The organism is Sulfolobus acidocaldarius SUSAZ (assembly GCA_000508305.1).
GTDB classification, from domain to species: Archaea; Thermoproteota; Thermoprotei_A; order Sulfolobales; family Sulfolobaceae; genus Sulfolobus; species Sulfolobus acidocaldarius_A.
Map to the genome: position 1 here is coordinate 1,087,549 of CP006977.1, position 26,469 is coordinate 1,114,017.

Below are 26,469 nucleotides of genomic sequence, written 5' to 3' on the forward strand. Positions count from 1 at the left end.
TTACACCATTTTATCTTAATAAGGATGCTGACAAAATAGGTAGTATTATGGTAGCATCAGCATAAATCGTTACACTCCGTGCTGAAGGTCTAACCTTATTCCATGATATCGCTTCTCTAGGTCTCGCACCACTTAAGCTACCATCATATTCCTGGGCTGTGGTAATGTATATAGCATAATCTAAGCCATCCTTGAATTGATTCCACCATATTGTATGGTGCTTACTTATTCCACCTCCTATAATTAATGCGCCTGATTTCTTGGATGAAAATATTAGATCTTTTATGAGTTGCATATCTTGGAAAAGATCAATTTTCAGTCCATTAAATTGCGAAACTATGAATAGGTTCGTGCCAAACGAACCATCTACTACACCTGGAACTATTAATGGAACTTTTTTCTCATAGCAAGCCTTAAGAATTGAATGCTGATCATTTATCCTTTTTCCAAATTCCCATAATAACTCGTATACGCTCCATTCTTTTCTCACTGAGACTATTTCAGGTATATATTTCCTTACAACTTCTTCTATTACTTTTCCATAATTTTCAAATGGTATGAAAATGTTCCCCAGTCTATGTATTTCTAGTTCTTTGAGCATAGTATCATCAAATTCAAAGGAACCTTTGTAATATCTACCACCAAAGCTTCTTGCAATATCATGATCTATCGTACCACCTGTAGTTATCACAACATTAAAGTATTCCCTTCTAATAAGATCTGCTAAAAGACCTCTAAGCCCTGTGGAAACTAAATTTGCTGTAAATGAAAGAAACCTTAAATCAGCCTCCTTAACTAAATCCCTTAAAATTTCTACAGCCTTTACAACGTTCTCAGCAGAAAATCCATGAACTTTATCAAAAATTATCTCTAAATTTTTTAAATCTCTTAAATCCTCCAAGCTTAAATCGTCTACTACGTTTGTTAATAAATCCTCTCTCTTCAACCCTTAGTCACACCTATGGGTTTTAATCTTGCAACCAATTTAGCTATCTTAACTTCATGAGCAACTTTCGCTACTCTATCAACATCTTTATATGCACCTGGTGCCTCCTCCGCTACCACTCTTTTAGTAGCCGCCCTCACAATAATACCCTTCTCCTCTAGGTTTTGAACTACTGAATTAACTGGATAACTTCTGACCGCAGCTTCTCTCGACATCCATCTTCCTGCACCATGTGGTGCAGTAAACCATGTTCTTCTACCCTCCGGAATTCCTGCCATTATATAACTTGCTGTCCCCATGCTTCCTGGTATGAGGACTATTTGACCTACGTTCCTATGATCTGCAGGAATCTCAGTACTTCCTGGTGGAAAAGCTCTCGTCGCTCCCTTTCTGTGTACTAAAACTTTCTTTCTCTTACCATCTATATCGTATTCCTCTATTTTTGCTATATTATGGGCTACATCATATACTATATTAAGATCTAATTTTTCAGGATCCATTCTATACACTCTACCAAAACTTTCTCTAGCCCAATGTGTTATCATTTGCCTATTAGTCCATGCGAAGTTTGCTGCAGACGACATTGCGTGTATATAATCTTGAGCCTCTCTAGTGTTAAATGGTATAGCCGCAAGTTCCCTATCAGGAACCTTTATGTTGTATTTCTTCATTGCTCTTTCCATAACTTGTAAATAATCACTGGCTACTTGATGACCTAATCCTCTGGAGCCCGTATGAACCATTACTGTTACCTGTCCTTCATGGGTTATGCCTATAGCTTTAGCTACCTTTTCATCATATATCTTATCAACAACCTGAATTTCAAGGAAATGATTACCCGCTCCTAATGTACCTAATTGTGTATGACCCCTCTGTTTTGCTATAGGACTTACCTTAGATGGATCTGCTAAATTCCAACTGCCACTCTGCTCTATATGCCCCATGTCTCTATTCCATCCATATCCATTATCAACAGCCCATTTTACCCCCTCGCTTAATACATTGTCAAGTTGTTGATACGATAATTTTACTCTTCCTTCACTTCCCACTCCACTTGGTACGTTTCTGTATATTTCCTCGACTAAATCCTTAAGCTTATCTTTAACATCCTTATAATCCAGATTAGTTCTCAGTAGTCTTACACCACAGTTTATATCATATCCTATTCCTCCTGGGCTCACTACACCTTCTTCGTCAATTGCACTAGCTGCTATTCCTCCTATTGGAAAACCATACCCCTGATGACCATCAGGGAGTACATATACTGCCTCTTGCACTCCCTGTAAGCAGGCTACATTAGTAGCTTGCCTTAATGTTAAGTCCTGTTTCATTTTATCGATAAGCACATCATCCGCGAAAACTGTAACTGGCACTTTCATACATTCCTGGGCTCCCTTTTCAATACGCCACTCATAATTGCCAATTCTCTTAATCTGAGTCTGCATAAGGTTTCCTACTTACATCATACTTTATATTCTAATAAAATTACTTTACATTAATGATGATTATAGCGGACACTGAACATGATGACGCTGAGCGTACTGATAACTCTTCATATTACTTTCTTCTTTTTCTCTCTGAATTTTTCTAGTATTTCACTGTATTTTTTCTCAGTTGTCTTAAAAGCTTCAACGACTTGGTCTGCATCCATATCATATATAGCTTCTTTAAGGAACTTATACGCACACGCTTTACTATGAAATAAATAATCTCTGCCTTTTACTGTTATTTTGATTCCTTGACCTTCATAAAATATTCTACCACACACGATGCACTCGTTTCTTCTTTTCATACGACGATAGTAGAATTTAAATTTTAAAAAATATCCGTTTAATGTGCATTGAACATATCCGGTGGTATATGTGGATAAAAATGATCTTAGCTACAAGCTACTATCACTAATACGTGAAAAAGGATGGGATGACCTAACATCAATACAAAAGAAAACACTCTCACCCATTCTATTGGGTAAAAATGTTTTAATCATAGCCCCCACGGGCTATGGTAAAACCGAAGCAGCATTATTACCTATATTTAACTCAATGTTAAATGATACAACACTCTCTCCCGTAGCTTTACTTTACATAACCCCATTAAAGGCACTTATTAATGATTTAACTCACAGAATTGATTGGTGGGCTTCCAAGTTAGGTTTTATAGTTAGTAGAAAACACGGGGAAGTTCCCCAAAAAGAGAAGAGTATAAGGTTAAAAAGGGTTCCCCACATTCTTGTCACAACCCCAGAGGGGTTGGAAGTAGATTTAGATTGGGCAACTAAGTTTAGGGAGAATTATAAAAATATTAAATGGGTAGTAATCGATGAAGTACATGAGCTCATCCACTCTAAAAGAGGAGCACAGTTATCAGTTCTATTGGAAAGACTAAAGGAGTATTCTGGTAATGATTTTCAAAGAATAGGCTTATCAGCTACTATAAGTAATGAGAAGAAAGTTGCTCAATTACTTTTTGGATCTTCTCAGAGAGACTTCAACATAATAAAAGTATCTTCAAACAAAAATTTTGAGTTAAAAATACATAAATTAGAACATCAAGGAGAAACTTGGACCACAATAGCAAAAACGGTTATTAATAAGATAGAAAAACCTACCTTATTATTTACAAATTCACGTTTTAGCACAGAGCGACTATTTGAAGAATTAGAAAAATATAACATACCTTCTGTTTTTGTCCATCATTCGTCTATATCTAGAGATGATAAGAATAAAGTGGAGGAAAATTTAAGGGAAGGTAGAGCGAATTTAGTTATTTGCACAAGAACGCTAGAGCTTGGAATACATGTAGGAGATGTTAAAAAAGTTATAATGTATAGACCTCCACCAAGTGTGTCATCTTTCTTACAGAGATTGGGAAGAAGTGGGCATTTGATAGATCATGTCTCTTGTGGCGAAATATTATGTTTATATGATCATGAGGTCATAGAAAGTTTGGCACTTTCTGAGCTTGCTATGCAAGGTAAGTTAGAGAGCGGAAAAGTAATGCCATTTCTTGATGTCGTTGCCAGAGAAGCTATAGGTATAGCCTTACAATATGGAGAAGTAGATGTGAATAGACTTTACTCCATAATCAGCTCTTCTACGTATTTTAGAGCACTATCATTTGAAGAATTTTTAAAACTCATCGAATATCTAGCAAACAATAATTTACTGAAAGTTGAGGGAAATAGAGTAAAAGTAGGAAAAACATTTTTCAAAATCTGGAGTTTCAATAAAAATAATAAGTTAGCATGGATGAAGGATTTTTCAGAGTTCTTCTCGTTTGTAAGTAGTGATGAGACATTTTTACTTAGGTTCGAGAATAAGACTGTTGGTGAAATAGATGCGATTTATGTCTATAAGCATTTAAGAAATAATGATACAATTAGAATAAGCGGTAAACTCTGGAGAATTGTCTCAATTGACCTAAATAAGATGACTATAACAGTTGTTCCTGCAAATGATGGAGAAGGAGAAATACCTATATGGAAAGGAGAAAACGTATCAAGATCAAATCTTTTACCTAAAAAGATAAGTAAAGTTATACGTAACTACAAAAGGTATTTGGATCTGAATATTATAAATAATGCGGCAAAGAACGATCTCAAAAATTTTGTTAATTTCTATATTTTACACGGACTTCCATTACCTAATAGAAAAACTATTTATGTCGAAAAAGATAAAAATGAGATAATTTATGCAACACTTATCAACGAGAAAGTCTCAAATACATTAGCTCATTTACTTCTATATTTAGCAACGAAAGATCTTTCACTAAACGTTTCGGTTAGATCTTCTATATATGGTTTCTCCATAAGAGGAGTAGAAAATGATCTAATGAGTGAGATATTGAATATGAATGAGGATGAACTAAGGAAATTAATTATAAAGTCAATCATGAGATCTCCTTTGTTTTATACAGTATTGAAAGAAATTAAATACAGTTTCGGCAAGATAGGAAATGTCTCACTTCATGATGATAAGTTATTAATTAAAGAGGCAATAAAGCAGACAGTATATAAATATTTCAGCATTAAAAATACGTTAAAATATATTAAAATGATAAAGAACAAAGATATCGACATCATACATATAGAGGGAATCTCCCCACTTGGAAGAGCTGTACTCAATCATACCCCACTTAGACCATGGATTACAGATTTGAGCATAAGGATTTATCAAGCAATGAAAGGAGGAGCTTATACAGTAAGCGAGTTATCCGAAATGCTAGGAATTTCAGAAAAGAGCCTGGAAAGTAGATTAAAGAAAATGAGAAAGTATGACTCAAAATACAGAACATGTAACTTTATAGACATAGATACGAAAGACATGAGATGGGTATTATTAGAGGATTTTGAAGAGATAGTAGAGACAGGAGACTACTATAACTCTTTTGAACCCATAAAACTTGACGAGACATATGTTGCAGTGATCAGACCTATTAACAATGAAGGAAATATTGAAATTGTATTTAGAGTTAAGGAATTAGTGGAAAACCCTGAAAATGTTACGAGAAGAATACCTTACGATGAAGTTTTTGAATTGAAACTAAAAGACCCAAGTGATCCACTTGTTATGTCTATATCTCCTAGATATTACTTCGTTAATAAAAATGTAATAAAGTTTTTAATTTTAAATGCAGTTAGCTACATACAGAATACCAGGTTTGGATGATGAGGCCCTTTCAATAGATTGGTGATAAAGGCCCGTGTTTCTGATATGAACACAAAGCACAGATTTATTTTTCCACATGTCTCATTTTTAAACGACCCATAAATGTCCACAAAAAAACCAAATGAAATTGTTATTACCAAATCTAAAAGAATAGAGGATTATGTACTAGATACAATAATACTCTTTAACCAAGGATATGAAGAGGTAGAAATTAGAGGAAGTGGCCAGGAGATAAATAAAGCTATAGAAGTTTATAACCAACTAGTCGATAGGCTTAAAGAAGGTGTAAGATTAGAAAAAGTAGATATAGGGAGTGAAGTCAAAGATAGACGCAGAATATCATATATATTGCTCCGATTGAAGAGGATTTACTAATTTAATATTCTTAATCTCGTTCAACAGATCCATAATGACGTCTTCTGCATTTAATTCATTTCTGTTAATCTTATCTATCTTTGTGATCAAATGACTAGTTCTATTCTCACTCACCATATCTGAGAAATACTTGTTAAGGATTTCATAGACTCTCTGGCCTTTATTAGTAGCTATTAAGAATGACCTCTTCTTACTCTCCACTACATATCCATGTCTTATTAATGACTGGACAGTTCTAACATATGTACTTGGTCTACCTATATTCGTATCTTTCATCAACCTTATTACATCCGCATATGTTAGTAAAGATACTAATGAGCCCTTTCTTATTCTAGTTGTTAAGCGGTTCTCGTCCAAATTATAAACTCTTATTCCGTATACTGAAGAGAAACCTCCATGCACTTTTGTAGGAAGCTCTACCGTGTATAACTCACCATTAATGTTTATCTCATAGGTCGTATATATTGCTGTGGCAGACGACATCTGACTTCCTATAAACCTCCTAAATATAAGATCGTATAGCCTATAATGTGCCCATGTAAACTTTATGCCAAATTGGAATGGATTTTCTTCAATCTCTTTTCTTAATTCCTCTACGTCCATTGATCTTGTTGGTCTTATAGCTTCATGTGCTCCTTCATTACCCCAGCTTCTGCCTACAAAATCATTACTACCTATCTTTTCCAAATATTCTCTAGCTATAGAAATTCCGTAAGGCGAAATATGTATACTGTCTGTCCTATGGTACGTTATAAGCCCAGCTTCAAATAGTTCTTGAGCAACCTTCATAGCTAATGAACTATTAATCCTAAATTTACTGTAAGCGTCAATTAGCAGTGAGTCTGTAGTGAATGGAGGTAGAGGGTCTATAGTTGAGGTTCTTTCGGCAAGCTTCGCAATCTTTACGTTTAATTGGCTAATGAAAGTTTCTGCATCTTTCTTAGTCTTGAAGAATTTTCTTATAACATAATCTCCAATGTTTATGTCAACCACGTATCCAATGTTCGCCTTATACTCCGAGGTTTTTCCTACAACCCATTTTAAGACTGGACCCTGAACTCTTCCTGTACCGTTATTGTTATCATTAAGCGCTGATCTAAGGATACTGCTCAACTCGAACCCTATCCATCTATCTTCAATTCTTCTAGCAATTTGAGCCTTAACTAGACTCTCATTTATTTTTGCTTTGCTTTTTATTGCGTTAAGAACAGCTGTTTTAGTTATTTCATTATAAGATATTCTAAAGATATTTTGATTATATGGTGATATCAGAGAGTAGATATCATAAGCTATTTTTTCTCCCTCTTGATCAGGATCAGTAGCTATATAAACCTCATCTACTTCTGTACTAATGAGCCTTATAGCGTTAACAATCTTCTCCGAGGAATTTATCATACTCGATCCACAGTAGGGACAAGTGGATACTTTCTTGGTTATTGTTTTTCCACAACTCATGCATCTATACAGAGGAGAATAGTTAACAACAATGTCCTTATCGTTAATTTCGACGCCGTAATAACCTAATTCTTCAGTGGTGAGATCAGTTAAGTGACCCTTAGAGGCTATTATATTAGTATATATGATAGTATTACTATGATCATCTATAATTATGGTTTCGTATACTGGTATTCCATATATTTCTCTCCTGACTCCTCTACCAAAAATCTTGGATATAGTTCTAGCTTTAGTAGGTGACTCTACAACCAATAGGGCTGTTTTAAAGTTCATACTTCTGCATTCAGAGCCATTACTTCTGCTCTTGTTTAACTTCTCTCTTACTTCGTCAAGTTTCAGCTCGTTGAAATTCATAAAGGCAATTTCAGCTATACGTCTTAGCTTCTTATTGAGAATATCAAATAATTCCAAATCGTCAACAAGAACTACGCTTAAACCTAGTGTAAGACCGCCATTCATGATTCTACTACTTCTACCAGAACCTTGTATGTATGTTATTATATCTGGGAAGAATATATAGTGTTTATTCGTATCTTTCTTTATGACGAAAGAATCTGATACTAATTTATCGATCTTGTTCGCTTTTATAGTATCTAGTATAATATCCTTAAGTTTTGCTAAATCTTCTACTAACTCACCTAGTTTTCCATTTAATGAAACTTTATTTCGTAATGCTATTTTTACAGCTTGAAGTTCTGCAGGACTCAAATAAATGAGTCTTTTTCTATATTCTGTAACATCCAATTTTAACAACTCTCCTATTTTTAATGCAGTTAATGGATTATTTAGAGAGTCCTCTAAAGGTAGCTTAGTTTTGGGAACACCGTAAAATATGACATATTTTAGCCTTTTTGGTTCATCTATTCCCCTAACTGCAACTCCGTAATAGCTAGCTGAGCCAACAAGAAAATCTACATCACCATTACTAAACTTTTCCAAGAATTTCCTCCCTGATATAGCCTTCATAGCTCTATATCCTTCTGCGTTTAGATTGTCAGTTATTTGTTCAACGTATTTCTTGCCATAATCTTTACTAACTAAAATAAGACCCCCTACGTCACCGATTTCCCTTACTAGTTCATTTACGTTCTTGGAGTAGGTAAAACTATCTATAACGTTCCTATTATATATTTGTATGGTAGATGGCTCGAAACCTACTAAAAATCTTAACGCCATCTGCTTATATCCTTTAGGTTTTAGTGTAGCACTGGAAACTATAAACTGCACAGATGATTTATATCCTAGGATTTTCGATTCTAACTCCTTTACCTGATTTATCAGGTCCTCGTCTTCTTTAAACCTTAACATTCTTTTGAGCCTTAACATCTTGATAGTATCGTCGAAAACTTCCTGGGGGATCTGAAGAACTTTAGCTATTCTCTCTGTTGTTTTCCCACTCTTTAATATCATATCTGCATCGTCCACCATTAGCAGTTTAGGCTTTATTCCAACGAATTCGTCAATATTCTTATTTATAGAATGAAATGTGACTACGTTAACTTTGTCCTCCTCAGGCTTATTACAACTTACTAAATGACTTATTTTCTTTAGTTTTTCGCATATTTGATCTCTTAGAGATTTTGTTGGTACTACAAATAGAGAAGTTGTGTGACTATATACAGAATATACTATAAGCGTAGTTGTCTTTCCAACACCTGTAGGAGCTGATAGGGAGAAACTTTCTCCTCTTATTAATTTGTTTAACCAATATCTCTGTAAAGACCATGGCTCTCCTCCTACAATTTTCTTAAAGAGTCTCAATATATCATCATACATTTCCAGATCCATGTAGAGCTCAGAGTAGCCTTTCAATGTAGAGTATTTAACAAGTAAATCATAAATAGTCCTGATATCTAATTTCTCCACAGTACCAGGAAGGCAGGTCTCGCAAGGAATACCTGCATGAAGTCTGTCAACAGATATTGAGCCATTACAGTTAGGGCAACCAAATAGGTAGTTCACTTTTAGCATTCTAGCATTTCCGTTAGATAGTATGATCTTATAAATATGAGGACTAAATGTTACTTTTGACTACATAAGCAGTAACTCGATTTAGAATAATTCGGTTTGTTTTATATTTTAATATATGAAAACATTATATAATTCAAAGCTTTTCAGACATGATTATCTGCATAACATTCTTTGCTACTAATCTAGAACTAATAATATTAATTTTAATATTCTCATTTTAATATTGACGAACTCATAAAAATCACTCTTGTAAATGCGTATAAGCTAGATAACTTTATTATCCTATTTACCTTCTGATAATGCGATAGGTGGTTTAAGTGAGTTCAGGCGCAACCCCAAGCAATGTAGTATTGGTAGGTAAAAAACCTGTAATGAACTATGTATTAGCAGCCCTAACTCTACTAAATCAGGGTGTAAGTGAGATAACAATAAAAGCTAGAGGCAGAGCAATAAGCAAAGCAGTTGACACTGTAGAAATAGTGAGGAACAGATTCTTACCAGACAAAATAGAGGTAAAAGAGATTAGAATAGGAAGCCAAGTTGTAACCAGCCAGGACGGAAGGCAGTCTAGAGTTTCCACAATAGAAATAGGAATAAGAAAAAAGGCATAAAAAGATAGTTAAGGTTTTTATGAACCCTTTTCTTGTTATGAATAACTTAAAAGTGTTAGATTAGTAACATAATATTGAGAAGTAATGTCTTCAAATCAACCTTCATATAAGGTAGAATTTGAAGGTAAAGCTAAGATTGGAGAAGTTTTAGGAAATTTAGTTTCTGTACAGTTAAAACCAGAAGACTTTGCTAGCCCTCTTTCACTACAAATGGCTATATCCAGATTATATAACGACTTAATGCAATCATTATCTCAAGGTCCAAAGAAGCATTATGTGGCTGAAGTAAGATTCAATGACTCCATGGGAAATCCTGTTAATGTAGGAGTGGACTTTGGACAAAATATACCACCACTAAGTAGAAAGGAAGTGAAAGTGAAGATAACTATTGAGTTTTATGATGAAGAGTAGCTCTTCTACTAATGTAACTTACTGATATTTCTAAAAGATATTCCTCCATGGATAACAATCTATATTCAGTCTCATTTAATTTTATTACGAGACCAACTTTGGTTAAATATCTGATCACATTTATTGAAACCTTCTTTGAGAAATATGGTGAAAGGATTTGTATAGCTTCACCTATATTGAATTTTTCGGTTTCAAATTTCTTGTAAAGTAGAAAATATATTATTATTTCCCTCTTCTTTAGCCATCTCATAATCAACAGCCTAGTTAATCATCATTTCTCAGACCTTACGAGACCTATCACTACATTTTTAGATAGGTAATAAGAGTTAATATATGTTAATATGCCATATGTTGATGTTGGAGCTAAAATTTGTAGACCAACTGAGTATCAAAAAGTAGAAAAAGGAGATATCATACTAGTATATCCTGCAACACTAAAGATAAACAAACAGTTAATACAATTTCCGCCTTTATCTGTAATATCAGAAAATTGTAAGAATTTAATTGAAAGCCCAAATTGGGTAGATGGATATATAGTTAAAGGGAATGAACGAATTGAATTTTTAGAAGGAAGAGACTTAATAAAAGGAGAAATCAAAGTCCATGAAAACTTACTTACAGCTTTCACTTTAAAGAAATTACTGCCTAAAGAGCTAGAGATAAAAATCCTTAAAATTAAGGTTAAAGCACAGCCCATAATCTCAGTTCAGGATGTTCCGTTAGTATACTTAGCTGGAAATTTAGTTATTATACCAAGTGTAGACTATAAGAAGTATTTGGAATTGTTCGCGTATTCTTTATATTATTATATATCATCATCAGCTGACGACAGAAACATATCCATTTGAGTCTCCTTGCGTTTTAATGCCTGATATTCTTCTGCAGTACCCCTAACCATTATTTCATAGAGCCTTGCCTTTTTATTAACACCGGGTCTTAGTAATCTACCTAATCTTTGAATAAACTGCCTTCTTGACCCAGTTCCAGTAACTATTATACCTACATTCGCATCAGGTATATCTAGTCCTTCGTCACCTACAGTGGTCAATACTAAAACTCCGCTCTTCATACTCTTAAAAATGTTAAGTATTCTTTCTCTTTCGCTCTTAGAAATTTTTCCTGTTATCAAAAGACCATTAATAGCCCTAGCAATTTCTTCAGCCTGATCTACATATTGTGTAAATATTAAAATCTTATTACCTTTTTCATTCTCTACAATCTTCTTTACAGCGTCTATTTTCTGTTTAGCAAGATTTACAAGTTTACGCATCTCGTTATATATCTTTAAGGCTTCTATAGCATCACTGTCACCTTTTTTTGCCAACATAAGCAGTTCTGAGACTTTTCTTGATTTAGAATATTTTTTAAATTTATTTAGTAGCTCGTTGTACATCATTCTTTCATCAATTGATAGTTGAACCTTTTCTTGAACAACTTCATATGGAGCTAAATAACCCTTCTCGATTAATTCCTGAGGAGATTTAAAATAAATTAAACCACCCATAAACTTAAAAAGTTCTTCATGCTTTCCATCATCTCTATACGGAGTAGCCGATAAACCTAGTCTCTTGGTAGCTATAGAGTTAAGGGCTATTCTTTTAAATTTTTCAGCAGGTAAATGATGAGCCTCATCGATAACCAGAACATCGAATTTGTATGAAAGTTCTTGAATATGCCTATATGCAGTCTGGTAAGTTGATATTGTTATAGGTCTAATCTCTTTTTTCTCTGAGTAGTATAGCCCAATCTTGCGTTTTTCTATATTGGTGAATCTTATGAAAGCATCTCTCCACTGTAACATCTGCTCCTTAGTGTATGTCACTATTAATGTACTTTGCTTAACAGCACATGCAGCACTTATACCAATTAAGGTTTTCCCTGCTCCTGTGGGGAGAGCTATTACACCTGACCCCTTTTCTAACCATTTTGACAGTGCTTCTTTTTGGTACTCTCTTAATTCACCTTTAAACTCTAAATCCAAAACATCGAATTGCAAATCCAATGGCTTAACTATCAATCCATTTTCTTCAAATCTTGATTTCAAGAAAACATAATAGTAAGGGAACGTTATAAAGATCTTCCTTGTTTTATCATATTTAATAATCTTTTGCTCATAATAATCTTTGATTAATTCCATTAAATACACATGTGGTTTAATTATAAGTCCTTCAGAGTTTAATTCGAATTCTACGTCGTAAGAAGGCAAGTATTTTTTTAGACTTTCAAAATCCTCCTCTGAAAATTCAACTCCAATCTCTTCTAATATATTCTTTATATCAATTAATCTAATTCCATTTTTTATAGCACGATCCACATCTATTACAAAAATTGACCCATTATTGGAATCTCTGCCTAAAAATCTACAAAATGTCAAGAGTTTTTTAAAAGTTTCATTATCTATCCATTGTTGAATGTAAAAAGTCTTCAAGGTCATCCTTTATCACTTCTACATAAATTACTTCAAGACCGTCACAATACTTTTTTATAAACTCATTGAAATTTAAGATTTGGTAAATAAAATAGGTATTATCTCCTGTATTAAATAAACAACATAACTTTAGATTTTCATCTTTAATTTCATTTTTAATGTACAAAAAAGTATAAATAATCTCGTCGTTAAAAGGATCTACGTAAAAAATAATTCCATAGCCATTAGACAAAGTGATACCTAGAATATCTTTTCCTAACTCCTCAGCTTCAGATAAACCTAATAATAGAGCCTCTTTAAAACCCTTTATACTAACCTCTGATAAAAGCTCCCTTAGTTTCACAATTATTAACTATTTTATACCTTTGACTTATATGCTTAATTGAGATGACTTACATACTTGTTCTAACCACCACAAATACCATGGAGTCTGCTAACAAAATTGCAAAAACTTTAGTTGATGAGAGAGTAGCTGCTTGTGTAAATATAGTTCCTTATATTAAATCCTATTATGTATGGGAAGGAAAGACTACTGCAGATGACGAGATTCTACTTTTGATTAAGAGCCATAGTAGCATGACACAAAAGTTAATACAAAGAATTAAGGAACTTCATCCTTACAAGATACCCGAAATTATAATAATTAATTTTAATGAAGGGTTTGACAAATATTTAGATTGGATCAAAGAGAGCGTGACATTAGATGAAAATAAAGATTGATGAGAGTTATTTAAGTAAATTAGAGCAGTTAGCTCTTATTAGACTAAAAAATGAAGAAAAGGACAAAATTTCAAATGATTTGCAGAGGATTATAGACTTCTTTGAAAAAATTAATGAGTTAGAATTAAAAGATGTAGAGCCTTTATTTCACCCTATTTCAAGCGGAAAATTAAGAAAAGACGAGCCTTTGAAACCATTAAACAGAGATGAAGCTTTACAGAATGTAAAAAGAAAGGAAAACGGATACATAGTCGGACCAAGAACTTACGGTGAGTAACTTGATTGAAGATATAGTGGAAAGCCTAAAGAGCGGAAATTTGACTCCTGAGGATTACGTAGAAAAAACATATGAAAAAATAGAAAGAGTTGAAAAGCTAATACACAGCTTTATAACAATAAGAAATAGGCAGGAAATAATAGATGAAGTGAAGAAAAATATTAGTAAAAAATATGGGAAATTAGCAGGAATATTGATCGCGATCAAAGATAACATTTCTACTTTAGGAATCAGAACCACATGTGCTTCTAAGATATTAGAGGACTATATTCCACCTTATGACGCAACAGTTATAGAGAAACTCAAAAGCGAGGGTGCAGTAATAATAGGAAAGACTAATATGGACGAGTTTGCAATGGGATCAACTACCGAAACAAGTTATTTTGGTCCCACAAAAAACCCATGGGATTTGGAAAGAACACCTGGAGGATCTTCCGGAGGAAGTGGCGCAGTTCTAGCTAGTGGAATTGTGGAATTAGCATTAGGTAGTGATACAGGAGGATCAATACGAGCTCCTGCAGCCTTTAACGGAGTATTTGGCTTGAAGCCCTCTTACGGAACAGTTAGTAGATATGGACTAATTGCATATGCAAACAGTTTAGAGCAAATAGGTCCTATGGCTAAAAATGCAGAAGACCTAGAATTATTATATGATGTTATAGCAGGTGAAGATTGGAGAGATGCTACTAGCATAAATATAAATAAAAATGAGTATAAACGTGACGGTTCATCTAAAGTTGATCTAAAGAACATTAAAATAGCTGTTCTTAAGGATATAGTCGAGGCTTCAGAAAAACCGGTAACATCAGCGTTCAATGAGATATTAGATAAACTCGTTTCAGAAGGAGTATCAATAGATTACATAGAATTTAAATTGGCAGAGTATGCATTACCAGCATATTATATTATTGCAATGTCGGAAGCTAGCTCTAATCTAGCTAGATTCGATGGAGTTAGGTATGGATATAGCGCACATCATGATGGAATTTGGAAAGATACTTATGGAAAAAATAGAGGAGAAGGATTTGGAATAGAGGTTAAAAGAAGAATTATGCTTGGTAGCTTCATCTTAAGTGCAGGATATTATGAACAATATTATATTAAGGCATTGAAAGTGAGAAGGTTGATAAAAGATGAGATAGATAGAATCCTAAAGCAATATGACTTCATTGCGTCACCAACAATGCCAATAATTCCTCCAAAATTAGGAGAAGTAGTAGGAGATCCACTAAAAATGTACGCAATGGATCTTAACACCGTTATAGCAAATTTGGCTGGTGTACCTGCTCTATCACAACCTATAGGATTTTACAATAATCTACCAATAGGTTTGCAGTTGATGGGTAGTTATCTGTCAGACTATAGATTGATAAACATTTCTAAAAACATAGAAAAAATATCTAAATATTACAATTTAACAGCTAATATTTAAAGCGCCTACATAAAGCTTTTTTACTTAACTAAATAGTTTTTACTGATGGAAGGACAATTAAAGATAGATACGTTTAGCATAATTATGAAAGAGCTGGAGAAGGAGAAATATCATGTAGTGGGAAGCCACAGCGTGTATAAAAAATGTCATTGGACTCATGAAGCTTTGACTACTGGTAGATACTGCTATAAGGGTAAGTTCTATGGTATAGAAAGCCATAGATGTGTACAAATGTCTCCCTCTGCTGCATGGTGCTGGTTCAGATGTATACACTGCTGGAGATTGGAGCCTGAGGATATAGGTATTGAGTGGGACGAGACTAAAATTCCGATAGAGGATGAACCTGAAATTATTGTGGAGAGATCAATAGAGGAACATAAGAGGGCAGTTTCAGGATACTTTGGAAGAAACGGTGTTCCTAAAAATAAAGTTATAGATGCGTCTATGCCAAGACACGTAGCAATTAGCCTTACAGGAGAACCTACTTTATACAATAGAATTGGAGAGCTAATTAAAGAGTATCATAGGAAAGGATTAACTACATTTCTGGTCACAAGTGGTGTAAGACCTGATATATTGGCAAGCTTGGAGGAGGAACCAACACAGCTTTTTGTATCCATACAGGCACCAAACTATAAAAAACATAAGATAATGAATAGACCTATAGTTCCTAATTCATGGGAACTGTTCTTAGAGACCCTAAAAATCCTTCCAAGTTTCAGCTCTCCAACAGTAATTAGAATGACAATGATAAAAGGGTATAACATGAGTGAGGAAGATGCAAAAGATTTTGCAAAACTTATTGAACTATCACAACCCACTTACATAGAAGTAAAATCTTATATGCATGTAGGACCCTCCACATATAGATTAACGAAGGATGCTATGCCAAAACATAATGAAATCAGAGAGTTTTCTAAAATCTTAGCTAATTACACGGGTTATAAGATAATATCAGAACATGTTCCTAGTAGAATACTTTTACTGAGCAGGCTTGATAAACCAATCCAAATAGGAAATGCATGGTCAGAGAAGTGGAATTGGAGCACAAAGGACACAGAAGATGATATGAATGGAGAATATAAGGAAGCAGAAGAAAGTTGTACGGAGGGTGGAATTTGAAAAGCCCAAATTACTTGTGAAAATATATTAATTTTAAATTATACTATAAACAAAATAATTGTACAATCCGAGGTTGCAAAGAGTCTAGGTATTTCACAACAGACGGTATCAAGAAAACTAAAGGAGTTAGAGGATAGTGGAATAATAACCAGAACATTACTTAAAGAAGGCGAATTGATAAAACTAACAGATGAGGGAGAAAAAATGCTTAGAGAATGTGCAGAATCTTTAGTAGACTTATTTGCAAAAAACAGGATAGTAAAAATAAAGGCAAAAGTCACTTCAGGACTTGGTGAGGGCAGAATATTTGTATCCCTTCCATATTACATGGAGGCATTCAATAAGTTTCTAGGATTTCAGCCTTATCCTGGCACATTAAATGCCGTAATATACGATAGAATATCTATGGAGAACAGGCTTCTTTTAGATCTAAGTAGGGGTATTTTAATACCAGAGCATAAGGAACCAAATAGAGTTTTAGGGAGCGTTAAAGCATTTCCAGCATCCATAAATTCAGTTTCTCCTGTTGCTGTTGTAATCCCAACTAGAACCACACACCCAAAGAGTGTTGTAGAATTATTATCTCCTCATAAACTTAGAGAGAAACTAGAAATAGAAGATGGAGACGAAATAGAAATAGAAGTTTATTTATGATATTAAGTTGAATTACAATATCTTTTTAGTACCTCGTTTATTATTGATGATGTACTTGAATGAGCCCAATTATTTATCCTTGACGGTATTCTAACTATCTTTTCAACTATAACACCTCTATTCTTAAGATCATCAATAAGTTTTTGTTCATCAACCTTTTGATCTGGTCCTAAAACTATAATATTTGGTTTAACTCTTTCCACACTCTTTAGAAAATCTTTTTCATCCCCTAGAAACGCATCATATACGTATTTTACACTTTTAATAACTTCTAGTCGCTGATTCTCGTCATTTATTGGCTTTCTTCCCTTTATCTTTTCACTGTTTTTATCCCTCGCAACTGCAACATATACTCTACCATATTTAGACGCTTCACGTAGGAAAGCTATGTGTCCAGGATGCAAAATATCGAAAGTACCGGCTACAAATACCCTCTTAGATACTTGTCTCTCAATGTCTAGCTTCTCCATTTCGATTATCGCATCAAGTAAACCCTCTGCATAAACCACATCTACCAATGCAGTTACTTTATCATTAAGATTAAGATAATACTTAGCATCTTCAACATATAGCTTTGCTAAGTTATATATTTTTTCATATTTCTGTATGATTTCTGGCGGTATCTTAGATAGTCTATCCTCCATTCCTTGTATATATCTCCTCACTCTATCAGCTATTTCATCAACCATTTTAGACCCTCTATCTCCATATAATGTAAGGATTTTGAAGGAAATATTATTATATGTGGTGGGGACTTTAGATTGTATTTTGCTATTTCCTTAATTTTAAGGCTGACTATTTCTTCATCATCACATCCTAGATGTTGACCTATTATGATAAGTGAATCTTCATTAATTATCCTCTGTTCTTCAATCTTTTCCATTTGTAAAAGCAATGAAACTGCATCCGTCGCACTCATATTAGGTTCTAAATAAAATATAGTATGAAGATTTCTTTCCAAGTTTTCCTTTAATACTTTGTAAGGAGTTGTGTCAATTTTGCCATAATCTGTGGGTGATATTATAGTTACCGACTTACCAAATTTGTACGACGATAACATGCTTTTCGAAATAATATAGCAATGAACTGAAACTCCAGGAATTATACTTACCTGATGACCTTTAGTTCTAGCCTCAGTAACTAAACTTATATGAGTTGTAGCTATCATTGGATCACCTATAACTGCAATTCCTACACTCTTACCCTGGTCTAACAATTCTAATATTTTCTTGTAGTTATTTTCTATGAAATCTCTGCCAACTGGTATAGGATTTATACCTAATTGATGTAATTTACTCATTAGATCGCCACAAGTTAATGAAGTGTAAGTATCTGCATAGACAATGTCTGAGGTTCTTAGTTCATTCAATGCTATTTCCGTGATGAATTTATATGATAACCCTAAACCTATGAGCTTAAGTACACCCACTTGTTAATACGGAAATTTATAAGATATAAGATTTTAGTAATACCAGATGATAAGTATATTTAATGATATTTACATAGCTGAAGATTTACCTGTACTTTATATTAAGCCACTTAATGCTGTAGTATTATCTGATGTTCACATAGGCTTTGAGCAGGAAATGGCTAATAAGGGAATATACATACCAAAGGTTCAGAAAAAAAGGTTCCTTACGATATATAGAAAAGCCTTAGACTATTTTAAAACAAATAAACTAATTATTAATGGGGATTTCAAGCACACATTTAATAAGATAACCAAACAAGAAAGAGATGAATTAACGGAAATTCTTACTGAATTAAACGAGAACAAAATAGAAGTTAAAATAGTAAAGGGTAATCATGACAATTATATTTCAGCAGTAACAGAAAAATTCAGTAATGTGGAATTAGTTGAAGATATTAACGTTAATGATATATCAATATTTCATGGGCATAAGAGAATTGACGTGCAAGAGAATGAAAATAAAGTATATATTATAGGTCATGAGCATCCACGACTAAGTATAAAAGATAGACTAGGATTTGCAAGAAAGTTACAATGTTTCCTTAAAGTACCATTGAGAAACAACAGTACAGTTATAGTTTTGCCCGCTACAGGTACCTATCAGTCAGGTAATGATGTTACCTTATCTCACTCCACCTATATGTCCCATATTATGAGAGAACATTCTATTTTGGAAAAAGCACGACCTTACGTAATAGTGGAAGGACAAGGTATTATGGAGTTTCCAGAACTAGGATTACTTAAAGATATTATTCACTCAATGGTTTAAGAGAAAGTAGCTATTTATAAATATAGGTTTTATAAATATTGAGTAAGGTGATATATTATACCTGATGAGATCCCGTATAAAGCAGTCGTAAATATAGAGAATATCGTTGCCACAGTGACTTTGGATCAAACATTGGATTTATATGCGATGGAAAGAAGCGTACCAAACGTGGAATATGATCCTGATCAATTTCCAGGATTAATATTTAGGCTTGAATCTCCCAAGATAACCTCATTAATATTTAAATCAGGAAAAATGGTCGTTACCGGAGCTAAAAGTACAGATGAGCTAATAAAGGCTGTAAAACGAATTATAAAAACCCTTAAAAAATATGGAATGCAACTAACAGGAAAACCTAAGATACAAATACAGAACATAGTCGCATCAGCCAATCTGCATGTTATAGTTAACCTTGATAAAGCAGCATTCTTACTAGAGAATAACATGTACGAACCAGAGCAGTTCCCAGGTTTAATATATAGAATGGATGAACCCAGAGTTGTTCTATTAATTTTTAGCAGTGGTAAAATGGTTATTACAGGAGCTAAGAGAGAAGATGAAGTTCATAAGGCTGTTAAAAAAATATTCGATAAACTGGTAGAGTTAGATTGTGTAAAGCCCGTTGAAGAAGAAGAGTTAGAATTTTAAGATTGAATTCGTAATAAACGTGATTGAGTATGCTTAAACATCAGAAATACGTGTACGTTGATATTGGAGATCAGAAAAAATTTTTGAAAATTAGATTCCTGAAATCCAGGAGTGAAAATAACAATCCTGAGGCGTATGTAATATTAGACAAAATATCAATTAAATTACCTAGAAACGCTAAAGTAATAAAATATGACGATTTACCTGCAGAAGTAAAGGATAAATTAAAACTTAAGCTTTCTTCTTCTAAGAAGTAGTTGAAGGATTATTAAATTTATATTTTTCTAATAATATTAATAGAATATAAATCCCTATCAGCACTATTGTGGTTATAGATAACGAATAAATTATTTGAAGTTGCAATACCTGGAGACTACTACCTATACTTTTATATATTGTAACCATCATATAATATATCACTACAGTGGTTATTATTCTATAAATATCATGCCATACTCTTATATTTCTATCTAGAAGCTTAGTTACTGCTCTTCCTCCAAATAATACTACTATCCCGAATATCAAGAATGGCATAATAGAAAATAGTACCTGGAGAACTTCTAACAAACCATAAGACTTTAATGTAGTAAATACAGAATATCCGTAAACTATACCTAATACCACAGAAAATATAAAAATAATTGAAACTACAACCATTATGGAAGAACTTTTCCATAACTCTTCTACTGTTTCGTCTAACCTTAAACCTCTAATTATAAATGCAGCACCTATGATAATTAGCACAACGGGCGTTGCATATGAAGTTAAATTTAGTATTGAAAGAAGACCTATTATCAGAAGAATTATACCAGGGACACCTAAAAATATCTTAGAAAATCGAGGCTCAGAAAGAGCCTTTTTTATATATCTACCCAACAAAACATATGTTTCCTCTACAGACCTATACTGCTCAACTAGAACTCTTTCTATTCCAGCGACTTGTAACCTAGATTCTATAATAGGTATAGCTTTAGCATCCTCTGGGCTATCGTAAACTATAATAGCTTTTGTAGGATTTACAGCTTTTATTACCATATCTAGCTTTTCCGTAAATGCAAGCTGGCTTTCTAAGGAACCCTTTTGAGACCCAGATATTAATGCAATCTCTACATCAGAGCCTTCATTTCTAATCTTATTATATATATTATAGGCTACTAACAGCGTATTAAGATCGGAATCTGTCGGTATTTTCTCCTCCGCTATTCTTATAGCCTTAACTACTTCCTCTTGACCAATCACTGGTGTAGAAATCCCAATACTTCCTAGATCATCATCAATATCAATGTATATCACTATTAGTTTATCCATCACTATTATCCTTATTATAATAGAGGATTAAAAGTTCATCAAAGGAAAGTCTCTTATTATTTTTAAGCTTCTCTTCAACCTGTTTTCTCTTGTTTTCCAAAGCTTCTGAGTTTATTGTACTCCTTAATTGCTGCTCATATAAGTCTGTCACGTTCATATTTCTAACTTCTTCCCTTCTTTTCTTTAATTCCTCTTTTATACGACCAATTTCATTTCCCTTCTCGTTTACCTTGGCTGTTAGCTCGTCAATTCTCTTGTTCAAATCTTGTATTTTATTGTTTAGATCTTCAAGCTCTTTCTGTATAACGTCTCTTTCAGACTTAAGTTTCTGAAGAAGCTCCTTTTTACTCTTTATTTGTTGGCTTAATTCAAGCATCTTTTGTCTTATAGCAGACAGCTCAACTCTCTTTGCTAATAACTCAGCTCTATTTTCTGTGTTTTTCTCCTTAATTTGCGCAACCTTTTTCGCTACCTCTAGTTTCCTCTCCAGCTCAGCTATTTTAATTATTATTTTTTTCTCTTCTTCTAAAGTGAGAGTTGATGTTTGAAGCCTCCATTCTAATTGCTCAATTCTTCTACTTATGGTTGCAGGATCTAACTTATCTTTTACTTTTGTAACATTCTTTAGTTCTTCAAACTCTTTCTTAATTTCTCCTATAATTTGAATGAGATTCTGTCTCTGTGATTTGAGTTGCGTTATTTCATTAATTTTAGATTTGATCTCTTCTCTTATTTGTTGTAACTGCTGTCGAATAGACTTTAGTTTTTCTACTTTCTCTCTTCTTTTTTGCTTAATCTTCTTGACCTCATCTATCAACTGTAATTTTTCTGATTTAAATTTCCTTAGTTCTTCTACAGCTTTAGAATACCTTTCTTGAATTTCGTCTTCTGAAGATGATGTCGCTTTTGACATTCACAGAAAGTATAAGGTAGGAAAGTTATATATTTATCCATTAGATATGAGGGAGCATCACATTTAGAATGAACCCTACTGTAAATCACACTAATCTCTGAAATATACTCTTGCTATTTTCACAGATATTTTGTATTAGCCACTTTATTAGATATTAATAAACCATAAAACCCATAATTTCAATCCTAAGCACCGTAATACCACGCCCTAAATTTAGGTGGTATTATTATAAATATTATCTAATATACAAAATGCGAGTTTAATAATGTGAGACAAATAAAGCTTGTTGAAGCTGGTCGGTTCTACAAAAAGACTCTAAAGGACAAATGGATAATTTTTGGAAACAAGCAAATAGACTTCAGTAAACAAGAATATACAGGTAAGATAATACTAGACGAAAAAGGGAATAGAGTAGCTAAAATCCTTGATGTAATTGGTAATGTTAAAGCTCCATATATATTAGCTTATCCATTAACAAAGAAAGAACCAAGTGGGAAACTATTTATAGAAATAGTAGAGAAAGGGAGGAGAAGAAGATGAAATGTAAAATCTGTGGTAGTGAGAGCCTTATCTTTGATAGAGAAAGAGGAATATATGTTTGTATTAATTGTGCATCTGTAGATGATGAACCATTAATAGATCAAGGACCAGAATGGAGAGCATATACTACCGAAGACAAGGTAGAAAGAGAAAGAACAGGTTCTCCTCTAACAGCCAAAGTACATGACTTTGGTATAACTACTAAAATAGGATATACTAGAATCAAAGACCGAATAAAAGTACATAAACTAAGATTAATGCAAAATAAAATTAGAGTAAGTGCAAGAGAAAGGAAATTAGTTACTTATCTATCAGTTCTAAATAGTGAAGCGTCGAAATTAAACTTGCCTGAACACGTTAAAGAAACCGCGTCAATACTAATAAGACGATTAATAGAAGAAGGTAAAGCTAAAAGGGTAGAAATGTATGCGTTAATAGCAGCGGTCATATACTATTCTTGCCAGGTAAATAGGATTCCCAAATTGCTTAATGAAATAAAAACACTCTATAGCTTATCACAGGCGGATTTATGGAAAGCTCTTGAGAAGGTACAAGAGGTTGCTAAGAGTGTTAAAGTAAAGCCCAACGTTACTCCGATAGAATATATTCCTAAAATAACAGAAAGATTGGGATTACCTGCGTATGTCTCAACAAAGGCTTCAGAGTTAGTAGATATCATGTATAAAAACGGATTAACCAGCGGTAAAGGTTATACAGCACTTGCGGCTGCCAGTGTGTATCTTATAAGTACTTTAATGGATGTAAAGAAAACTCAAAAAGAAATAGCTGATAGTTTGAGCATAACAGAAGTAACAATAAGGAACAGATATAGAGAGATTATAAAGGCTTTTGACATAGAAGTAAAGCTTTGAAGTCGGAAATAAAGTAAATAAATGGGGAAAGAGAATATATTATTTGGCTCTGGTGATTTTAGATTGGAACTCAGTAGTTCATCATATGAAGAACTTATTTATCAGAAAATAAAAGAGGCTGGTGATAAAGGAATCCCACAAAGGGATTTAATAAAAAATTTGGGTCTTGATGCACGGGTCGCAAATACAGTTATTAAGAAATTAATTGAACAGAAAAAGATTAAGAAAAAGTCAATTAAAGAAAATGGTAAGAATGTTATAAAACTATTTCCGAATGAAGAAGAAAGAATAGTAGTTTATGTGAAATTAGAAAATATAGTTGAAGTACCCTGCTTTACATGTAAGAATCTAAGTAAGTGTGGAAATGGAGGAATTACAACTCCGTCCTCGTGTTCTATTTTGTCTAAATATATCTTAATTAGTGTTTCTGCCGGATAACTTCTTAATACACTCCTTAATCTCATCTATGTTTTTACTTGTTTTAACTCCTAGAGGATCTAGGTGTGTTCTTGATGCTTCAGCTAAACAATTAATAACATTATTTCTTCGCGGAACATTAACTCTGGCCAAGGATGCCAGAAAATCTATTCTATAATAATTTTCATTATACTTACTTTCATCTTTAATGGTTAATAGAATAGATTTAAGTTTATTAAATGTCTGGAAATAATTAAATTTGTCTAGTTCCGAAATCATATTATTTAAAAACTCATAATCTACTAGTGATTCTTTATACGCTGGACCATAAGTCTGCATAACTAAATTACAATCCGGACATTTCATTTGCTGCAAATATTCACTTTCAATCCTATATCCACATTTAGGACATTCATAATAATACACGAGCTTCGAAAGTTGCCTATCTACCTTTTTTGCTCCACGTTCCACCTTGAAAATAACCCGGTAATAATAGTCATTATAAAAGGAAAAAACTGGGGTAACAGCCTTTTCAACCACTGCTGCCTCTGTTATTGCCTTAGATATTAGTCCTCTAAGACCTAACTCACGCGAAAAACTCATTTTATTGCATATTAGTCCATACTTTCTTCTGGCTGAGGTTTTAGAACTGCACATAAGCGCCGCAAGATCTGTAGCAGTTATAGCAACGTATTGTTTTGATTTCGCTGCACTAAATGAGCTTAACAAAAATGGAGCAGGTGATCCGAAAGGGTCAATATCTACGTAATCTACTTTTATCTCATATAACAACGAGTTGATGTTCTTATTATATATCTTAGCCCTACTTTCTAGATCGTTAATCTTAACATTTTTCTTTATAAGCTCTACTGCATCACTGTCTATATCATTTAATATTATCTCTTCTACTCCATTAATTTCTAAACCATACCTTATTCCTCTTACTCCAGTTGCTGAAAGACCATCAATTAAAGATTTAGGCTTAACAACATTAGCAACTAATACGCTTAAATCTCGATTTAAGATCATTTTAGGATTGTAAAATACTGGCGCCCAACTGGGATCAAATTTTCCATCCTTCATGTAATCTTTATAGTTAGGAATTAAAATTCTAGCCTTTCCTTCAATTATTTCAACTAGACTCATCTACGACCTTATCTATATCGTTATAAATATACACATTAAAATTCTCCTTTTCATATACCTTAGAGGTTTTAGAAGACTTAGCTATAACTAGTAACTTTGCATTAATTTTAGAGGCGATCTTATTGGCTTCATTAAATTTCTTTAATGAATTAGCTAGTGTATTAACCTCAGTACAAAAGATAAGTTTCTCAGAACCCTTAATTGCAGCCATGTCTATTGCAGTAAAGTTAAATTTCACGGTCTTGTAATTGGCATCAGATAATACTCTGTCTAATTTCTCTAATATCCTTATTTCTTCATTATAGTCAGATTGTAACTCCTTTTTCTTTTTTGTATTGCTATCATAATCTTTGATTATATCACCTATAACCTCATCCCCAAAAATCTCAATCAGCTTCTCAGCTACTTCAATAGAAACATATGAGTCTTCTTTCTCGTAATCATAGACAGATATTCTAGATACTCCTAATCTCTGAGATAGTTCTCCTAAGCTCATGTTCTTCTCTTCTCTTCTTTCTCTCAATTTCTTAGAATCCACTCTGACAAATATTCCCCCTCTAGTTTTAAGCAAGAATATTTTCTCTCCCCTTAAAGATCTTTCCAGGGTATAGAGATTCATACTGAATACTCCATCTTTTTCGGATACAACATCGTCCTCAATGTTGTCATCTATTATTAAAGGAAGGCTTTCGGTTACCTCTGAGATTTTCTTCAGATCAAAGAGAATTCTGAAATTTCTTCTATCACTAGTAGAATTATTTATTTTAAGTACTAGAATTCTTCTTTTATCATTTTGCTCTTCAGTTATTATATCTATTGATTTCTTCTTCTCAGGATAATCTATTATTGAATAATTTATTGTATTCCTACTCAGTAAATTTGCCACATCAGAAATAGTAACCATCCCTGCCTTCCTCTGTTATAATATTTCCTACACTACTTATTGTTATGAATATCAGTGACTTATATTCTTTTATAAGTTTTTCCACATCACCTGTGCTTAAAAAAGTATTTTTGATTTCTTTTTGCAATATAATAGACAAAGACCTCACTTCCCATTGACTTCCACTTATCGCATACTCTCCGGTATTTAAAGTCTTGACGACAATAAATGGCAATTTGACTAAATCCCATAAGTATATGGGAAGAGCTTGAGATAATTTTTCAACTTCTAACTTATCAAACTTATGTCTCAAATCTTTACTTTTTAATCTTATGCTGAGTTTACCGTTTAATGCATCTTTTAAGGTAACAAATTCATCAGGGTAATAAGAAAGTAAGCTTTTGAAACCAAGATCAAAAACCTTATCTATCAT

The 26,469-nt window shown here is 33.2% G+C and carries 29 protein-coding genes and 1 pseudogene; 16 read left to right on the plus strand and 14 right to left on the minus strand.

The annotated features are described in order from the left end of the window. Nucleotides 1-10: 10 nt before the first annotated feature. The 3 genes from SUSAZ_06285 to SUSAZ_06295 form a co-directional block, all read right to left on the minus strand. Entirely contained in the window at nucleotides 11-946 is a 936-nt protein-coding gene (locus tag SUSAZ_06285; GenBank protein ID AHC51584.1) for a deoxyhypusine synthase, read from the minus strand. Continuing rightward, on the minus strand, nucleotides 943-2,391 hold the full coding sequence (locus SUSAZ_06290) for a tRNA-splicing ligase RtcB (GenBank protein ID AHC51585.1): 1,449 nt from the start codon (nucleotides 2,389-2,391) through the stop codon (nucleotides 943-945). Before SUSAZ_06290 ends, SUSAZ_06285 begins: the two co-directional genes overlap by 4 nt. Before the next feature lie 107 nt (nucleotides 2,392-2,498). Next, nucleotides 2,499-2,738, minus strand: a complete 240-nt coding sequence (locus tag SUSAZ_06295; GenBank protein ID AHC51586.1) for a hypothetical protein — start codon at nucleotides 2,736-2,738, stop codon at nucleotides 2,499-2,501. 70 nt (nucleotides 2,739-2,808) lie between these two features. On the opposite strand from SUSAZ_06295, the gene SUSAZ_06300 reads away from it, so the two are divergent. Further along, nucleotides 2,809-5,613, plus strand: a complete 2,805-nt coding sequence (locus SUSAZ_06300) for an ATP-dependent helicase (protein AHC51587.1) — start codon at nucleotides 2,809-2,811, stop codon at nucleotides 5,611-5,613. Between the two features lie 102 nt (nucleotides 5,614-5,715). After that, complete coding sequence (locus tag SUSAZ_06305) at nucleotides 5,716-5,988, plus strand: DNA-binding protein (protein AHC51588.1); 273 nt, start codon at nucleotides 5,716-5,718, stop codon at nucleotides 5,986-5,988. Here SUSAZ_06305 and SUSAZ_06310 read toward each other — a convergent pair. Then, a complete protein-coding gene (locus SUSAZ_06310; protein ID AHC51589.1) occupies nucleotides 5,953-9,414 on the minus strand; it encodes a topoisomerase in 3,462 nt (1,153 codons plus the stop codon). The two genes, SUSAZ_06305 and SUSAZ_06310, sit on opposite strands and share 36 nt — an antisense overlap. 317 nt (nucleotides 9,415-9,731) lie before the next feature. On the opposite strand from SUSAZ_06310, the gene SUSAZ_06315 reads away from it, so the two are divergent. Together SUSAZ_06315 and SUSAZ_06320 are read left to right on the plus strand one after the other, a co-directional pair. Beyond that, on the plus strand, nucleotides 9,732-10,025 hold the full coding sequence (locus SUSAZ_06315) for a DNA-binding protein (GenBank protein ID AHC51590.1): 294 nt from the start codon (nucleotides 9,732-9,734) through the stop codon (nucleotides 10,023-10,025). Between the two features lie 84 nt (nucleotides 10,026-10,109). Then, complete coding sequence (locus tag SUSAZ_06320; GenBank protein ID AHC51591.1) at nucleotides 10,110-10,436, plus strand: hypothetical protein; 327 nt, start codon at nucleotides 10,110-10,112, stop codon at nucleotides 10,434-10,436. Here the strand turns inward: SUSAZ_06320 and SUSAZ_06325 are convergent. Continuing rightward, complete coding sequence (locus tag SUSAZ_06325) at nucleotides 10,411-10,692, minus strand: hypothetical protein (GenBank protein AHC51592.1); 282 nt, start codon at nucleotides 10,690-10,692, stop codon at nucleotides 10,411-10,413. The genes SUSAZ_06320 and SUSAZ_06325 overlap by 26 nt on opposite strands. Before the next feature lie 85 nt (nucleotides 10,693-10,777). Between SUSAZ_06325 and SUSAZ_06330 the strand changes: the two genes are divergently transcribed. Next, nucleotides 10,778-11,284, plus strand: coding sequence for a hypothetical protein (locus SUSAZ_06330; protein AHC51593.1), 507 nt, complete (start codon nucleotides 10,778-10,780; stop codon nucleotides 11,282-11,284). Here SUSAZ_06330 and SUSAZ_06335 read toward each other — a convergent pair. Together SUSAZ_06335 and SUSAZ_06340 are read right to left on the minus strand one after the other, a co-directional pair. Continuing rightward, nucleotides 11,242-12,870 carry a DNA methylase gene (locus SUSAZ_06335; protein ID AHC51594.1) on the minus strand — a complete coding sequence of 543 codons (1,629 nt, stop codon included), beginning with the start codon at nucleotides 12,868-12,870 and terminating at the stop codon, nucleotides 11,242-11,244. The two genes, SUSAZ_06330 and SUSAZ_06335, sit on opposite strands and share 43 nt — an antisense overlap. Continuing rightward, nucleotides 12,830-13,207: a hypothetical protein gene (locus tag SUSAZ_06340; protein AHC51595.1), complete on the minus strand. Its 378-nt coding sequence runs from the start codon at nucleotides 13,205-13,207 to the stop codon at nucleotides 12,830-12,832. Before SUSAZ_06340 ends, SUSAZ_06335 begins: the two co-directional genes overlap by 41 nt. 44 nt (nucleotides 13,208-13,251) lie before the next feature. On the opposite strand from SUSAZ_06340, the gene SUSAZ_06345 reads away from it, so the two are divergent. The 5 genes from SUSAZ_06345 to SUSAZ_06365 are packed head-to-tail and all read left to right on the plus strand — an operon-like array spanning nucleotide 13,252 to nucleotide 17,069. After that, entirely contained in the window at nucleotides 13,252-13,584 is a 333-nt protein-coding gene (locus tag SUSAZ_06345) for a dihydroorotate dehydrogenase (GenBank protein AHC51596.1), read from the plus strand. Further along, entirely contained in the window at nucleotides 13,568-13,861 is a 294-nt protein-coding gene (locus SUSAZ_06350) for a glutamyl-tRNA amidotransferase subunit C (GenBank protein ID AHC51597.1), read from the plus strand. Before SUSAZ_06345 ends, SUSAZ_06350 begins: the two co-directional genes overlap by 17 nt. A gap of 1 nt (nucleotide 13,862) precedes the next feature. After that, nucleotides 13,863-15,293 (plus strand): glutamyl-tRNA(Gln) amidotransferase, encoded by a 1,431-nt coding sequence (locus tag SUSAZ_06355; protein ID AHC51598.1) that lies wholly within the window; start codon nucleotides 13,863-13,865, stop codon nucleotides 15,291-15,293. 45 nt (nucleotides 15,294-15,338) lie between these two features. Continuing rightward, entirely contained in the window at nucleotides 15,339-16,415 is a 1,077-nt protein-coding gene (locus SUSAZ_06360; GenBank protein AHC51599.1) for a radical SAM protein, read from the plus strand. Nucleotides 16,416-16,424: 9 nt separating this feature from the next. Next, nucleotides 16,425-17,069 (plus strand): riboflavin kinase, encoded by a 645-nt coding sequence (locus tag SUSAZ_06365; protein AHC51600.1) that lies wholly within the window; start codon nucleotides 16,425-16,427, stop codon nucleotides 17,067-17,069. 2 nt (nucleotides 17,070-17,071) lie between these two features. On the opposite strand, the gene SUSAZ_06370 is transcribed toward SUSAZ_06365, so the two are convergent. Then, nucleotides 17,072-17,758, minus strand: a complete 687-nt coding sequence (locus SUSAZ_06370; protein ID AHC51601.1) for a cytidyltransferase — start codon at nucleotides 17,756-17,758, stop codon at nucleotides 17,072-17,074. Next, nucleotides 17,743-18,498 (minus strand): dihydrofolate reductase, encoded by a 756-nt coding sequence (locus tag SUSAZ_06375; protein AHC51602.1) that lies wholly within the window; start codon nucleotides 18,496-18,498, stop codon nucleotides 17,743-17,745. Before SUSAZ_06375 ends, SUSAZ_06370 begins: the two co-directional genes overlap by 16 nt. Nucleotides 18,499-18,544: 46 nt before the next feature. Here SUSAZ_06375 and SUSAZ_06380 point away from each other — a divergent pair, with 46 nt between their 5' ends. The 3 genes from SUSAZ_06380 to SUSAZ_06390 all read left to right on the plus strand — a co-directional run bounded on the left by SUSAZ_06380 (nucleotide 18,545) and on the right by SUSAZ_06390 (nucleotide 20,214). Next, nucleotides 18,545-19,309 carry a phosphoesterase gene (locus tag SUSAZ_06380; GenBank protein AHC51603.1) on the plus strand — a complete coding sequence of 255 codons (765 nt, stop codon included), beginning with the start codon at nucleotides 18,545-18,547 and terminating at the stop codon, nucleotides 19,307-19,309. Between the two features lie 147 nt (nucleotides 19,310-19,456). Next, complete coding sequence (locus SUSAZ_06385; protein ID AHC51604.1) at nucleotides 19,457-19,957, plus strand: TATA-box-binding protein; 501 nt, start codon at nucleotides 19,457-19,459, stop codon at nucleotides 19,955-19,957. Between the two features lie 29 nt (nucleotides 19,958-19,986). Next, nucleotides 19,987-20,214, plus strand: a complete 228-nt coding sequence (locus tag SUSAZ_06390; protein AHC51605.1) for a hypothetical protein — start codon at nucleotides 19,987-19,989, stop codon at nucleotides 20,212-20,214. Here the strand turns inward: SUSAZ_06390 and SUSAZ_06395 are convergent. Both SUSAZ_06395 and SUSAZ_06400 read right to left on the minus strand, forming a co-directional pair. After that, the gene (locus SUSAZ_06395; GenBank protein AHC51606.1) at nucleotides 20,204-21,250 is read right to left on the minus strand and encodes a membrane protein; all 1,047 of its coding nucleotides are present in this window, start codon (nucleotides 21,248-21,250) and stop codon (nucleotides 20,204-20,206) included. The genes SUSAZ_06390 and SUSAZ_06395 overlap by 11 nt on opposite strands. Next, nucleotides 21,237-22,178: pseudogene (locus SUSAZ_06400) on the minus strand (hypothetical protein). The gene SUSAZ_06395 and the pseudogene SUSAZ_06400 overlap by 14 nt, the downstream one beginning before the upstream one ends. 267 nt (nucleotides 22,179-22,445) lie before the next feature. Between SUSAZ_06400 and SUSAZ_06405 the strand changes: the two are divergent. The 3 genes from SUSAZ_06405 to SUSAZ_06415 all read left to right on the plus strand — a co-directional run bounded on the left by SUSAZ_06405 (nucleotide 22,446) and on the right by SUSAZ_06415 (nucleotide 24,028). Then, nucleotides 22,446-22,718 (plus strand): H/ACA RNA-protein complex protein Gar1, encoded by a 273-nt coding sequence (locus SUSAZ_06405; protein ID AHC51607.1) that lies wholly within the window; start codon nucleotides 22,446-22,448, stop codon nucleotides 22,716-22,718. Further along, complete coding sequence (locus SUSAZ_06410) at nucleotides 22,715-23,590, plus strand: transcription initiation factor IIB 2 (GenBank protein AHC51608.1); 876 nt, start codon at nucleotides 22,715-22,717, stop codon at nucleotides 23,588-23,590. The genes SUSAZ_06405 and SUSAZ_06410 overlap by 4 nt, the downstream gene beginning before the upstream one ends. 63 nt (nucleotides 23,591-23,653) lie before the next feature. Continuing rightward, the gene (locus SUSAZ_06415; GenBank protein AHC51609.1) at nucleotides 23,654-24,028 is read left to right on the plus strand and encodes a B-block binding subunit of TFIIIC; all 375 of its coding nucleotides are present in this window, start codon (nucleotides 23,654-23,656) and stop codon (nucleotides 24,026-24,028) included. Here SUSAZ_06415 and SUSAZ_06420 read toward each other — a convergent pair. From SUSAZ_06420 to SUSAZ_06430, 3 genes are read right to left on the minus strand one after another with little or no spacing between them, the layout of a single operon-like run. Further along, a complete protein-coding gene (locus SUSAZ_06420) occupies nucleotides 24,005-25,153 on the minus strand; it encodes a N2,N2-dimethylguanosine tRNA methyltransferase (protein ID AHC51610.1) in 1,149 nt (382 codons plus the stop codon). The genes SUSAZ_06415 and SUSAZ_06420 overlap by 24 nt on opposite strands. After that, entirely contained in the window at nucleotides 25,140-26,057 is a 918-nt protein-coding gene (locus tag SUSAZ_06425; protein AHC51611.1) for a transcriptional regulator, read from the minus strand. The genes SUSAZ_06420 and SUSAZ_06425 overlap by 14 nt, the downstream gene beginning before the upstream one ends. Next, nucleotides 26,041-26,469, minus strand: a complete 429-nt coding sequence (locus SUSAZ_06430) for a hypothetical protein (GenBank protein ID AHC51612.1) — start codon at nucleotides 26,467-26,469, stop codon at nucleotides 26,041-26,043. The genes SUSAZ_06425 and SUSAZ_06430 overlap by 17 nt, the downstream gene beginning before the upstream one ends.